The 13,979-nt window shown below is 58.3% G+C and carries 9 protein-coding genes; 5 read left to right on the top strand and 4 right to left on the bottom strand.

Features of this window, described 5'->3' with window-relative positions:
* Window positions 1-79 precede the first annotated feature (79 nt).
* Window positions 80-355, bottom strand: a complete 276-nt coding sequence (locus tag LQ249_RS18875) for a hypothetical protein (protein ID WP_046385245.1) — start codon at window positions 353-355, stop codon at window positions 80-82.
* Window positions 356-947: 592 nt separating this feature from the next.
* Here LQ249_RS18875 and LQ249_RS18870 point away from each other — a divergent pair.
* On the top strand, window positions 948-1,406 hold the full coding sequence (locus tag LQ249_RS18870) for an anti-virulence regulator CigR family protein (protein ID WP_232565764.1): 459 nt from the start codon (window positions 948-950) through the stop codon (window positions 1,404-1,406).
* Between the two features lie 918 nt (window positions 1,407-2,324).
* On the opposite strand, the gene LQ249_RS18865 is transcribed toward LQ249_RS18870, so the two are convergent.
* Window positions 2,325-4,928 (bottom strand): cation-translocating P-type ATPase, encoded by a 2,604-nt coding sequence (locus LQ249_RS18865; RefSeq protein ID WP_232565763.1) that lies wholly within the window; start codon window positions 4,926-4,928, stop codon window positions 2,325-2,327.
* Between the two features lie 684 nt (window positions 4,929-5,612).
* Here LQ249_RS18865 and LQ249_RS18860 point away from each other — a divergent pair.
* The 4 genes from LQ249_RS18860 to LQ249_RS18845 all read left to right on the top strand — a co-directional run bounded on the left by LQ249_RS18860 (window position 5,613) and on the right by LQ249_RS18845 (window position 11,537).
* Window positions 5,613-6,938 (top strand): OprD family porin, encoded by a 1,326-nt coding sequence (locus tag LQ249_RS18860; protein WP_057004399.1) that lies wholly within the window; start codon window positions 5,613-5,615, stop codon window positions 6,936-6,938.
* Between the two features lie 1,232 nt (window positions 6,939-8,170).
* Entirely contained in the window at window positions 8,171-8,884 is a 714-nt protein-coding gene (locus tag LQ249_RS18855) for a hypothetical protein (RefSeq protein ID WP_017846714.1), read from the top strand.
* 127 nt (window positions 8,885-9,011) lie between these two features.
* Window positions 9,012-9,281 (top strand): hypothetical protein, encoded by a 270-nt coding sequence (locus LQ249_RS18850; protein WP_017846713.1) that lies wholly within the window; start codon window positions 9,012-9,014, stop codon window positions 9,279-9,281.
* A gap of 138 nt (window positions 9,282-9,419) precedes the next feature.
* Window positions 9,420-11,537, top strand: coding sequence for a TonB-dependent receptor family protein (locus LQ249_RS18845; RefSeq protein WP_057004398.1), 2,118 nt, complete (start codon window positions 9,420-9,422; stop codon window positions 11,535-11,537).
* Here the strand turns inward: LQ249_RS18845 and LQ249_RS18840 are convergent.
* Entirely contained in the window at window positions 11,507-11,836 is a 330-nt protein-coding gene (locus tag LQ249_RS18840) for a DUF7693 family protein (protein WP_046383018.1), read from the bottom strand. The genes LQ249_RS18845 and LQ249_RS18840 overlap by 31 nt on opposite strands.
* 90 nt (window positions 11,837-11,926) lie before the next feature.
* On the bottom strand, window positions 11,927-13,744 hold the full coding sequence (locus LQ249_RS18835) for a sigma-54-dependent Fis family transcriptional regulator (RefSeq protein ID WP_232565762.1): 1,818 nt from the start codon (window positions 13,742-13,744) through the stop codon (window positions 11,927-11,929).
* Window positions 13,745-13,979: the final 235 nt, after the last annotated feature.

Raw genomic sequence — 13,979 nt, 5'->3', positions numbered from 1 at the left:
AAGCGCAGCACAAGCAAGGGCGCGCGATCAGCCTTCGAGTCCCGCAATCCTCGCGTGACCCGAAGGGTGTTAAGCGCGCTTAGATGCGGATGATCTGGGTGATGTGCGGCTTACCTTTGAGGGGGGCGTAGATTTCTACGATTGCTGCCCAGATTGCTGGCGAACCAGGCTGCTGTGCTTTGGCGTGATAGCGATAGTTTGTGCCAGCGACGACCTGGGTCGCAACCGTCTCAGGGGTGTATTGCACCCCCACAAAGCCTTCCAAGGCTTCTTTGAATACAGCATGGTCCTTTGGAGTCAGTTCGTGGTAAGCAGTCCATCCGCCAACACCAACGTAGTTTTCTTGAGCTGACATACTATAAATCTCCATATTTAAGTTCCTACTCGTTTGGCTTTTCGGAGTTCGCCCCGTCTATTGAATGGTTTCCGGAATCCATTTCCTGAGGGTGCTCCTGGGCAACGACTGTTGGTCGCAAAACAGATTCCTGGGAAGGCACCAATGCTTAACGCTTTGGTCGGGCAGGATCAGCCATAGGCGCGCGTGCATGCCTGAGCATTTGGCTATGGAGGATGGGGTGGCGGTCACCAGCTTCAGATCCTCTTCCCTGATAGAAACAATTCACCAATGAGTGATGATTGCCAGACGTCCACGTCTTGTCCAAGGTGGCTCTGCGCATGAGGCATGCCGCTTGATGGCTTTAAGCTATCAAATACAAGGGGAATGTATGTACGTGTTTGGCAGTGCTGGGTGTAAGGCATCGACGATTGGTGAAATCGAAAGCAGCACCTGATCCCGCAATTTTTTAACCTGGAGGGGGCCTAATCGGCGGTTATCGTTGGGCGCCACGCTCCGTTAACGGATGCAGCGAGCGGGATGAGTATTACGGAACCAAAACCTTCAATACCGTCTACATTTCAGGGAGCATTCCCTTCCGGAGAAGACAGTCATGTTTAGATCACGCACGCTTGTAGCTGCTATCTGCCTTACTTTGGCCGTTGGCTCGGTGGCTGCACTCGCAGACCCTGGCAATGGGAAAGGTCAAGGCAATGGAAAAGGCAACTCACAAGGTGGTCAAGGTCATGGCAACCAGGGTAATAAGGGGAAAGGTTCCAGCGGAGACGACTGGTCTCGCGGGCCAAGCATTGACCGGAGCAGCGTATTGGGAGTGCTCGGCGGCTACCGTGACTACTGGAGCCCAGGCCCTTCACTGCCACCCGGAATACAAAAGAACCTCGCCAGAGGGAAGCCTCTTCCTCCAGGCATCGCCAAGAAGCTTGATGGTCGATTGCTGGGCAGACTTCCACATTACGACGGCTACGAATGGCAGCAGGCAGGCACGGACTTGATACTGGTCGCAATCGCTTCCGGCATAATCTACGAAGTCCTCAACGGCGCCTTCGATTAAGGCGATAACGCTTCGACGATCTATGCCAAACGCCCGCCGCCACGCGGGCGTTTTTGTATCCGCGCTAAACGCGACCATGAGCAATCGCAAGGTCGGCTGTCTCAGGGGCTGATCGTAGGCTTGCTTCACGGCTACGCCAATGCACAAACACACCAAATCCATGACAACCAAACAATCCGGCGGGGGGCAATCGAACGTGTCTATCGGGAAAGATCAAGGCACATAACAACCATTCCGATTTCGGCCATGTCGGTACTGAAAGGGATTTCGCCCAGCGCCCTGAACAATTTAGGGCCAAAGGAAAAATGCCCAGAAGAGTTGGGTGTCAGCCTGCGCCAAAAAAGCAAAGCCCCGGAGGTTCGCGGCTCCAGGGCTTCTATTTTCGCCTCCATCCCTAAACGGCTGGCGAACGTGGTCGCAGATTATCAGCGGCCCCCGGATGTTTCACTACGACTATTGGCGATAGTGTTCGATCGGCAGCACGCGGGGGAGGGCGGAATGATTTCTGCAACCTTATGCGCCCCAAGATCGGCGCGGGCTCCAACGCATTCAAAAGTGCCTTGGTGCGGTAATTATTAGAATCTAACGTATTGTTTTAAAAAGTTACTTTGGACTCCTGGAAGCCAGTGAACGTTACTGGCGATTCCAGGGTTCGAATCCTGCCGTACACCTTTTATTAAGGCGTTGACCCGAGTGAGAGGTTCGCCAACGTGACGAGTCCACTCGCCGCGTTACCCGATAATGTTCGAGGGGCGGAGATTACTCTCACGGGCGAAGGGCCCGATGTTGCGCTGCTGATCCGGTTTGCTTTTCCAAAGCTGGGAGCCAATCTAAGCGATTAACTGCTGAGCAAACCTCGCCTGGGTTGCTACACGTGCAGCCTCTGGCGAACTCGAGGATCAGCACTAAAGGCTTCGCTCAGTCGCTATGCTCGCTCCTCATTCGTATTAGCCATTTCACGACTTCGAACCACATTACGCTCAGCGCGACGATGCCAAATGCGAAAAGTAGCAGTACTGGCGCGGGTGTCACGAATGAGAACAGCTGGGTAACCGGCGGAAAAAACAGCGCTATCGCCAACATGGCCAACGTTGCGAAAGCGATCCAACTGAGCTGGGTGCCAAACGCGCCAGGCCCCACCCAGCGCGTGCGGCCCCATGACTTATTGGTATGGATCAGGGCGAGGTTGGCCAGCGCCAGGACGACGAAGGTCAGTGTTCTCGCAAGCTCATCTCGCTCCGACGCAACCGGCGCAAAGAACCTCATACTTGCATACGTCGCGAGAAGCAGTATCAGTAAGCCAATGCCCTGGCAGAGGCCGCGTATCATCACTGCGCTGTCGAACAACCGTTGCTCCTTTCGACGTGGAGGAGCCTTCATCGCATCCGGCTCAAGCGGTTCGGCCTCGAACACGACCGAGCAGGCGGGGTCGATGATCAGTTGCAAGAACAAAATGTGCGCCGGCATCAGCACCATCGGCCAGCCGAAAAGCACTGGAAGCATCGATAGGCCGACGATCGGCACGTGTACGGCCACCACAAACACAATCGCCTTGCGCAAGTTGGCGAAAATGCGGCGGCCATAGCGCACGGCGGTCACCAACGACTCGAAATCATCATTGAGCAAAACCAGCGCGGCCGCCTCGCGTGCGACCTCGGTGCCACGCGCACCCATCGCAACGCCAATATCGGCTGCCTTCAGTGCAGGCGCGTCGTTGACACCGTCGCCGGTCATGGCGACGACATCACCCTGTGCACGGAACGCGCGTACCAGGCGCAGTTTCTGCTCTGGCTGAACACGGCAGAAGATCTGCGTCGTGATCAGTCGTGCGGCCAGTTCAGAATCGTTCAGTGTGGACAGTTCGGTTCCGGTGATCACCGGCGCATCGGTGCCCAGCCCGGCCTGCCTGGCGACCGACATCGCTGTGGCCGGGTGGTCGCCCGTCATCATCACCACACGGATGCCGGCGGCTCGGCATTCGGCAATAGCCTGCGGCACATCTGGACGAATCGGATCTTCGAGCCCGACCAATCCTAGAAACCTGAAGTCGAAGTCGTGCTGTAAACCGGGCAATACCTCGGCGGCGAAGGTCGCCTGTGCGACGCCGAGAACGCGAAGCCCGTCTGCCGCCATCGCCAGCACCTGAGCCGCAATGCGCGCGCTGCGAACGGGATCCATATGGCACAAATCGACGATTGCCTCGGGCGCTCCCTTTGCAGCAATGAGTCGCTCTCGTTGATTCGGCGATTGCCACACCCGCGACATTGCCAGCATCTGGGGTGACAAGGGATAGTCGTCGATCAGCGTCCAGTCGGCGTGGAGGTGCTCGGTGAGCGCGAGCAGGCTCTGCCCGGTCTCGCCGATGGCCGACTCCATCGGGTCGAAAGCATGGCGGTGGCTGGCGAGAACCGCGTACTCAAGCACACCATGGAGTGCCTCCTGCAAAGGCGTGCCGCCGTCAGTACCATCTCTGGCGACTTCATACTCAGCCTCCTCGGACCAAAGGCGCCTGACCGTCATTCTGTTAGCCGTCAGCGTACCGGTCTTGTCGACGCATAAGACGGTGGTCGCACCGAGCAATTCGACGGCAGGGATGCTACGCGCTAACACCTTCTCACGGGCGAGTCGCCAGGCGCCGAGGCCTAGAAAGAGCGTCAGTACAACCGGCAACTCCTCCGGTAGGATTGCCATCGCCAGCGTCAGGCCCGCCAGCATCCCATGCAGCCAGTCACCGCGCAGCAGCCCGAAAGCGATAGCGAGCGCCGCCGCCAGCGCCAGGCCTATGACAGCGACCCGCTTGACCACACGACGCGTTTGCTGTTGTGTCGGGGTGGGTTCCACCTCGATGTCCGCCAGTGACTGGCCAATCCGGCCCAGCGCACTGCGCTCGCCGGTGGCGGTGACACGTCCCTGGGCGGTGCCGCACGTGACCAATGTGCCTGAAAATGCCTGCGCAAGGGTCGCATCCATTGGCGGCGGCGCTGGATCACCAAGTGTATGAGACTGCGGCGCGACCAGCTTGCTGACTGGCATGGATTCTCCGGTCAGCAAGGACTCATCAATTGATAGGTTGGCGCATGTTGTCAGTTGCAGGTCAGCGGGTACGCGATCGCCTTCAGCCAGCATTACAACATCGCCAACGACCAGGTCCCGCGAGGGAACGCTGCACTCTTTACCTTCCCTTAGCACTTTAGCCCTTGGGCTGGAGAGGTCCCGCAACGCATTCAGGGAGCGTTCACTGCGCCGCTGTTGGACAAAGCTGATGCTCATCACGACGAAGACAAAGCCCAGCAACATCAGGGCTTCCTGGACATCGCCCAGCACCATATACAAAGCGCCGCACGCGACCAGCAGGAGAAACATCGGCTCGAAGGCCACGTCACACATCAGGCGCAAGGCGCTGCGTCGACGGGAGGCGGGGAGTTCGTTCGGCCCGTCCTGCGCCAGACGTTGCTGCACCTGCGCCTCGCACAAACCCTCAAGCGGCGTCTGCGAACCTGAATGAGGTAGCTCAGCGTTCACAGCGCGGCCGTTATGAGTGGGTGATCGTGATTCAAATCAAGGGGGGGCAATGGGGCAATGTGTGTCATCAGGTTCTGTACCCCCATGGCGCTGCGATACCTGCAGGCTGGCTCTATAACGATGTGATGTCCTGTCTCGAGGCTTGTAGTCGTATCGACCTCGAGGCATGCGTCTAAGACCATCATGTAATCCGTCCTACAGGTACGCTAGCACAACGTTGCTTTAAATATTGCGGCATTCGCCGCTCTCGATAAGGGAGCTCCAAGAACGCCTGAATCAGTTCGGCCCTTTGCGGATATCCAGGCTCAGAGCGTGCCGTTTTCATCGTGCAGTTGGGACTTTAGATGTATGCGAAACATCGATGTCCAGCTCATTTCACGCGTCCGGCTTTCTTGTATAAACCTGAATTGTTACAGAAATGGAAAATTACTTTCACGGGAAACGAGGTCATTCCATCGGCGGGAAAGTGTTATAAGTTTTTCACCTTAGGCTCTGCCCTGTACTAAAAATAAACCGTTATAAAACGGTACCTTGCGCTGCGCAGTCAATGCGTTGCGACTTAGAAACCTTCTCATCTGCCATCGACTTATGACTCTTCGCTTTTGACCGCCTGACTTCAGGGGAGATCCTGCTGACTGTGCGTTGAGAGACGAGGCAGCTCTATTAAAAACAGGGGAACAAACAATGTCTTTTAAGTGGAATTTGGTGGCGCTGACGGTCTCGCTGGGTGTTAGTCAACTAGCGTCAGCCGCGGGTGTGGAGGACCAAGCGACTGCCAAGGGGTTTGTTGAAGGCAGTAGTTTGAACCTGCTGCTTCGCAACTTTTATTTTGATCGTGACGGTAAGAATTCGGCGGGCGACAAACAGGATTGGTTGCAGGTGATGCAAGGCAACTTCTCCTCCGGCTTCACCCAAGGCACCATCGGTTTTGGTGTAGATGCTTACGGATACTGGGGCGTGAAGCTGGACGGTGGCAAAGGCAATGCAGGCTCTGGCAACTTGCCGGTCGACAGCAACGGCCGGCCGGAGAATGACTTCAGCAGTGCAGGCGCGTCGATCAAGGCACGGTTCTCCAAAACTGAACTGCATTATGGCAACTTGCAGCCCAACAACCCGGTCCTGGCCACGGCGGGTACTCGCGCCACGCCTCAAACGGCGACTGGCTTCAACCTGTTGAGCAGCGAAATTGAAGGGTTGAACCTCGACGCCGGGCACTTCACCAGCAGTAACGGTCCGACCACGACCAACAATAGCCACGAATTGTATGCCGGTTATGCCAACATACCGGCCAAGAGCATTGACTACCTCGGTGGCAAGTACACGCTGACCGATAACTTGTCCATGAGCGTGTTTGCCTCGGACCTCAAGGACGTCTGGCATCAATACTACGGTAATGCCAACTACACGATTCCGTTCACTGCCGATCAATCATTGAACCTGGACTTCAACATCTACCGCACCACCGACTCCGGCCAGTCCAAAGCCGGCTCCATCAACAACACCACTTGGTCGTTGGCGGCGGCGTACTCTTTCCTGAGTGCTCATACCGTCACACTGGCGTTCCAGAAGGTTCACGGCGACACGCCGTTCGACTATGTGGCCGTGGGTAATAACAAGTCGGGTGATCTGGCCGACTCCATCTTCCTGGCCAACTCGGTTCAATATTCTGACTTTAACGGCCCAGGCGAAAAGTCCTGGCAGGCCCGTTACGACTTGAACATGGCGACTTATGGCGTGCCAGGGCTGAGTTTTATGACGCGCTACCTCAACGGTGACAATATCGACGGCACGCACATGCCGGTCGGCAGCGCCTACCGTGCCTATGGTTATGGTGCTGACGGCAAGCACCATGAAACCAACTTTGAAGCCAAATACGTGGTACAGAGCGGCCCAGTCAAAGACTTGTCGATGCGCGTGCGTCAAGCCTGGCACCGCGGTAACGCTGATCAGGCGGAAGGGGATTACAACGAAACCCGTCTGATCGTGGATTACCCAATCTCGATTTTCTAAGCGGACGATCGCCGGTCAAGCCCGGAAGACGCAACGCATTGACGGCCAGTTTCAGTTCTGCTGAAACTGGCCGTTTTGTTTGTATAAAGCGCTTGATGTCTGGGCTTTGCACGGCAAGGTTGAGGTCGCCGATTTTGGCGCCTGAACCTGCGGATCGTTGCGCGGTTGTGTTGGTTCGGGTGCCGACCGACCCTGAGGTCGCTTTGGTCTGCCCCATTGCGGCTGGTCTGCTACCAGCATCATTGTTTAACAATTAATGTGAAAATAATGCAATAGAACGAGTTGAGAGTACTTCCCATACTTAAGCAACTTAGTTGGTTTTGAATTGCGTGGAGTGTGAAAATAGTGTGATATTGATGTGAAGGGATTGCGTACTTGTAAGTGTGTTTGCGAAGAAAGCCGATAAGGCAAAAGCAATCTGTAGATTTGAATGAAAATGTCTTTTGCTCTATGTCTTTAGATGGGCTGTTGAAGGGGGCGGTGGGCACCGGTTGATAGATGGTTTATTCAGCCAGGCCAGGTTTATCTCTTCAGTTTCAACCCATTTTGCGCCAGGGTTTCGAGTGCAGGTCTTGAATCCTATACAGCAACCGTCGTTGTCGATCAAAACGTAATGTTTATAACGGTAATGTGGCGCGAATAGACCAAAACAGAACGCCATGATCGGGAGCCTCATTCAAAATAGCTAAGTATATTTTGCAGTTTAGATCCGATACCTCAGGGATGTAACGATCTGGCAGGCTGCAGGCTCATCAATTTTATGTTTTTGTTAATTGTATTCAATCTCGTTTCTGCTGGTTCAAGCGATAGGTGATGCCGGCGTCACTTCGGTCGTTGAACCGGCGTTGAGCGCCAGAGTCCCCATTTCAATCTAAACAGCAGACGTCTGAAAGGAAGCGGTATTTCAGCGTATGGGCTTTGCAGAGCGTGATTTTAAATATTGAAAGTCACTTATTTTGTATTTGTGACTAAGCCACTCGGTACTAGATCCTGATTGGGTAATCCTGCCGATCGCGATACGGCATAGGGTGCTCGAAGTTGTGTCTTTGCGAAACGCATTAACATGCACTGGGGGCTTCTCATGTCATTCCGGGTTTTCTGTTGCCCAATCCTGCACTTTTTCGGATTTTTCGGATCTATCTCTATCCCCGCCATACTCATACTGCGTGTGGACATAAGAACTAGACCTGGTGCCGATGGATCATACGTTCCCGCCTCTTACCTGCCGATGGATGAACCGCCCGCGCTGGCTCGTCCTCGTGTTTCTGCTCTGCACCACCGCCTGCAGCCAGCAACAGGGGCGCGATATCGCCAGGCAATTCAGCAATGGCAAGCCTGATGAGTTTCTCCAGACCAGCGTCGACCGCATGGCCACCCTCGGCATGCGCGATAACCTGCAAAGCCTGTATTTGCTGATGAACAAGCTGTACCTGCGCAACCCCAACCAGTGGCGGCAGTCGGGTTACCTGGACGCGGTGAGCGCGGCGCGGGAAATCCGTTCGGCCATCGAAAACCGTCAACCGCTGCCCGCCCTGGGGGATCGTCGCGATCTGGCGGCCCTGAGTTACTCCTTGAGCCCCGAGTTTCGCGGCGATCGGGTCGGGGCGTTTATCTATGCGATTGGCAGCATGCTGGTGACTGCACATGGCGGGCGCACCCGGTTCTATATCTCTGACACGATCAACCCGCAATTCGTCAGCAACGCGGCGCGCAATATCGAAAAGGCCACCTGGCTGCTCAGCCAGCGTCAGGATGCCAATGGCGTGCTGCTGCTGTTTTCCAACGAGATCTCGGAGGAGGGCAGCAACCTCAGTTTCGCCGTCGAGTTCGGCAAGATCGTCGCGCGGCTCGACCTGCTGACCCAGATGCTCGATGAGCGCTACCGACGCATTGGCGTCAATTACGCGCAAAGCCTGTTGCTGATGAATTTTCTGCCGGTGCAGTGAGCGTTAGGACCGTTGAGTGCGGTGTTTCCGTTTCCTCTGTAGGAAGTGCCCTATCTTGCACTGCACTGCTTGAAACGCCCATCTGTCGGCAATAGCCTCGGACTTTTCTTAAATATGAGGCCCTACCTTGGGTAAGCGAAAAACGGTTTGGCCCACGGATCGCGAAATCCGCCTGCGATTTATCCTGTTTGCGGTGATTGACGCCGCGAGTGCGCAAGGCGTTTCTGCCGAGCTGTTGTTACCGGCACACAAACTGCTGCAGGAGTCGCCGACCGAAGCGCAATTTCGCGACGCCCTCAACAGCATTCTGACGACCGACGAAATGTACGGGTTCCGCTTTCCGGCGGGGTCGGAGGCGGATGATTTCATGCGCGCGCTGGCGTCCGCCGCGGGCTAGGAGACAGGTAGTTTTTTCAGGGGCCGGGAAGGCTCTGCGCCGTGAATAAGGCGTGACCTGGCGAGCGTCCCGGTCTTCCCATCACAGTTCGCGTGCGAGGCCTTGCCTTCACGCCCCCGCATTCCAAGGACCCGCCCCATGTTGCTGCGCCAACCCCCGCTGCTTTTTGCTGCCCTGACCCTCAGTTCCCTTGTGCAGGCCGAGGACCTGCAACTGGCGCCGGTCGAAGTCACCACCAGCGAAGCCAGCGCGGCTGAAGTGGCGCAGGCGCAGCTCAAGCGCGTGCCCGGCGGCACCAATTACATCGATATGGGCAGCGTGCAACAGGGGCGGGTGAGCACCAACGAGGACGTGTTCAAGTATCAGGCCGGGGTGTACGCCAAGGCGGCGAATAATGAAGGCGTCAAACTCTCGATCCGTGGCTCGGGCCTCAACCGCAGCCCCGGCGCCCATGCTTCCGGGTTGTACGAGACGCTCGACGGCTTGCCGCTGACGGGCCCCGGCGGTACGCCCTATGAACTCAAGGACCCCTTGTGGCAAAGCCGCGTCGAGGTGCTGCGCGGTGCCAACGGTTTTGATCAGGGCGCGCTGGCCCTGGGTGGGGCGGTCAATTACGTGACCCACACCGGCTACGACGCGCCCAAGCTGCAAGTGCGCTACGAAGCGGGCAGTCGTGGTTATGCCCAGCGCGAGATCAGTTCGGGCCAGGTGCTGGGGGATGCCGACTATTACATCAGCCTCACCGATTCCGAATCCGACGGCTATCAGCAGCAGAGCGCCGGCACGGGCAAGGGCGTCGCGGCCAACTTCGGCTACCGTTTCAATCCGAACCTGGAGACGCGCTTTTACTTGCGCTACCGCGAAACCACCAACGACACGCCAGGCAAGCTCACGCGCTACCAGATCAGCCATGATCCGCGTGCCGCCAACAGCCTCAACGCCGCCCGCGATTCAAAACGCCTGCAACCGGGCTCCACCTGGATCGCCAACAAGACCACGTTGCAGCTCGACGACAACGCACGGCTCGAAGTCGGCCTGGCCTATCACGACTACCCGATGGACCTGCGCGAGGGCACCAATCGCCTGAAAGTCGCCTACACCGATATCAGCGGCACGCTGAACTACATTCGCCAGGACACCCTGTTCGGTCACGACAGTAAAACCACGATCGGCCTGCGCACCACCCAGGCGATGCCCAACAATGGCGCGTCGGAATACGTGCGAATTCCTGTCGGCAATACCGCAGGCTACGCCCCCGGCACCAAGACCCGCGACTACAGCTACCTGGGCTCCGACACGGTGCTGCATATCGGCAACGACCTGGAACTGGTCCCGGACCTGTGGCTGACCACCGGCCTGGCCGCGATCTACACCCGCCGCGAAACCCAGGTGACCTATCCCGACGGCCAGGCGCCGCTCAGTCAACATGACTGGGACTATGCGCCGCGCATCGGCCTGCGCTATGACTTCACCCCGCAATTGCAGGTGTACGGCAACCTGAGCCGCTCGGTCGAGCCGCCGCATGCCTGGTCGATGATTTGGGGTTCCAACAAATACTTCGGGCCGGGCAGCGGCCCGGCCACCGGCCTGCAACGCGAAGGTGTGAGTTTGAAAAACCAGACCGCCACCACCCTGGAAGTCGGCGGCCGTGGTGACGCGTGGTTCGGCCAATGGGACCTGGCACTGTACCGCTCGGAAGTGCGCCACGAGTTGCTCACCGTTGAAACCCAGGCCCAGACCCCCACCAGCAACGCGATCCTCGCCGAGGCCAACGCCAGCCCCACGGTTCACCAAGGTGTCGAACTGAGCCTGCTCAGTCCGCTGTGGGACGGCGGCGGCAGCGGTAAGCTCGCCCTGCGCCAGGCTTACACCTTCAGCGACTTCCACTACCGCAACGACGACCGCTTCGGCGACAACACCTTGCCGGGCATTCCCAAGCACTACTACCAGGCACAGTTGCGCTACAGCCATCCGACCGGTTTCTACACCAGTCTCAACACCGAGCATTCCTCGCGGGTGGCGGTGGATTACGCCAATTCCTACTACGCGGCGGCCTATACCTTACTCGGCGCCACGTTCGGCTACGACGCCCCGCAGCAGGACTGGCAAGCCTGGGTCGACCTGCGCAACCTGACCAACCGCCGCTACGCCAACACCGTCACCCCGGGTTATGACGACAAGGGCCTGGACGCCGCCCGCTCCACGCCCGGGGACGGTCGGGGCATCTACACCGGCGTGTCGTGGAGCTGGCGCTGAGACACCGACAACAGGCGCTCGACTTGCGCGTGCTCCCACGTACTCATCAATGCCACTGGGTTGGTGCCATAGCGTTGCCAGCTGTCCAATGAGCCATGCCGCCCGTCGGGTGAGCGGCAGTGCTGACACCCCACCAGCACCGCACCTTGGGTCAGCAGCACCATCCGCCAGCCGTCGGTTTCCACGCTCACCGTGTCATCCGCTGCCGCGCAGGCGCTGATGACCCGCGTTTCCAGGGCCATATCCTTGAGCACTTGATAAGCCTCCCGTGCAGAAACGGTGGCGGCGGTTGCGGTCATCGGCGGTGTCCTCGTGATGGAGCGGCGCAGTGTCGCGTGCGGGCGAGGCGGTTTCAAGCCTGAGGGCAGCGGTCGATTGCTGCCCGGGTTTCAGTCATTGCCTTGGCGCAGGCGCTTGTACAGGGTGTTGCGGCTCACGCCGAGTTCCCGCGCCAGGTGGGAAATATTCCCGCCTGCCGCTTTCAAGCGCCGCGTCAGGTCAATGCTGTCCTCCAGAGGCGCGCTGGTGGGCAGCGGCGCCGTCACGTTCAGATCGACGAAGAAGTCGTCCGGCAGATGCTCCGGGCGGATCGGCTGCTCCTCGGCCATGGCCAACGCCACCTGCAACACACTGCTGACCTGGCGCAAATTGCCCGGCCACGGGTGCTGCTCGAACAACGCCAGCACCTCGGCGCTCAGCCCGGCCCATTGCTTCGGTTCGCGGTGTTGCTGCCACAGTTGTTGGAACAACGCCCGCTTGTCAGTGCGCTCGCGCAGTGGCGGCAACTCCAGGGTCAGCCCGCCAATGCGGTAGTACAAATCCTCACGGAAGCGCCCGGCCTGCACCTGCTCGCGTAGCACATGGTTGGTGGCGGAGATGATGCGCAAATCCACCGGGAACAACTCGCTGCTGCCCACCGGTTGCACGCAGCGTTCCTGTAAGACCCGCAGCAAGCGGGCCTGGGTCGGCAGTGGCATATCACCGATCTCGTCGAGAAACAGCGTGCCCTTGTCGGCCTTGCGGATCAGGCCGACGCTGCCTTTTTGATTGGCGCCGGTGAAGGCGCCTTTTTCGTAGCCGAACAGTTCCGATTCCACCAGCTCAGCGGGAATCGCCGCACAGTTCACCGCGATAAAGGCCTGTTGGCTGCGCGAACTGGCCTGGTGCAGGGCTTTGACGAATACCTCTTTGCCCACGCCGGTTTCACCGTGGATCAGCAGCGGAATGTCCTTTTCCAGCAGGCGCTCGGCCTGGCGCACGGCTTTTTCCACGCGCACATCGCCGAAATGCAGGGTCTTGAGGCTGATCGGTGCGGCTTGCGGCGGCGCCGGTTCGCTGAAAACCCGCGCGTGTACCGGCATCTGCTTGGGCCGCTTCAATAAACACTGGAAACGATTGCGGCCGGCCGCCTGCAAGGAGAACGGCAAACCCTCCGGCTGATTCAGTAACTCCAGCATCGACACCTTGAACAAGCGGTCGATCATCACCCGCGACAGGCTGATGCCCAGCAGGTTGTCGGCGCGGCGGTTGGCCGATAACACCTGGCCGCTTTCATCAAAGATCAGCAGGCCCGCCCATTGGCTGTCGAGGTTGTTCAGCCCGGTGTTGAAGGTCAACTGGAAATGCTCGCCGCGAAACAGGTTGAGGATCAGCCGGTTTTCCACGGTCTGGCTCATCATCTTGACCATGCCCAGGGTGTGGGAGGGCGGCAGGTAGCTGTCGCTGGACACGTCCAGCACCGCGATGATTTCGCGCTGGGCGTCGAAGATCGGCGCCGCCGAACCGGTCATGAAGCGGTTGGCCTTGAGGAAGTGTTCATCGTGTTCGATATGCACCGCCTGGGCACAGGCCAGCGCGGTGCCGATGGCATTGGTGCCGCTGGAACGCTCCATCCAGCTGGCGCCGGGGCTGAAGCCACGGGCCAACTTGGGGTCGATAAAGCGCTGGGTGCCCCACGACGTCAAAACCTGGCCCTGGTTGTCGGCCAGCATGATCAGGCAGTTGGAGTTGCTCAGGATGTTCTCGTAGTAAGGCAACACTTCCTGGTGGGTGGTCTGCACCAGGGAATGCTGGCTCTCCAGCAATTGGCTGATGCTCTCTGCGGGCAGTTGGTCAAAGCTGGGTGGGCTCTGGTGGTCCAGGCCGAATGCGCGGCAGCGGCGCCAGGACTCCTGGATGAGGGTGTCGTGAGTCAGCGGTTCGGCCATGGAGACCTTCTTTTTATTGTTTTTGGGTCTTGCGCAATCTAACGGATGTCACCCGGTCGATGTGGGAGGGGGCAAGTCGAATCGTCGCACCGCCCCTCCCGCATGTGTTCTGCGTTGTTCAGTCAATCGGGTTCAAACAGTGTTGTTCAGAACTGTTCATTGTCAACCCGCTGAGTGTTCAGTTGTTCAGTCCGAATTGTTCATTTTTGTTCGCTCCCGAACCTCGCTTTCAGGG

Source organism: Pseudomonas sp. 7-41, assembly GCF_021233075.1.
Lineage (GTDB): Bacteria > Pseudomonadota > Gammaproteobacteria > Pseudomonadales > Pseudomonadaceae > Aquipseudomonas > Aquipseudomonas veronii.
Note: the sequence above shows the minus strand (reverse complement) of the source record. Positions and strands in the feature narration are given on the sequence as shown.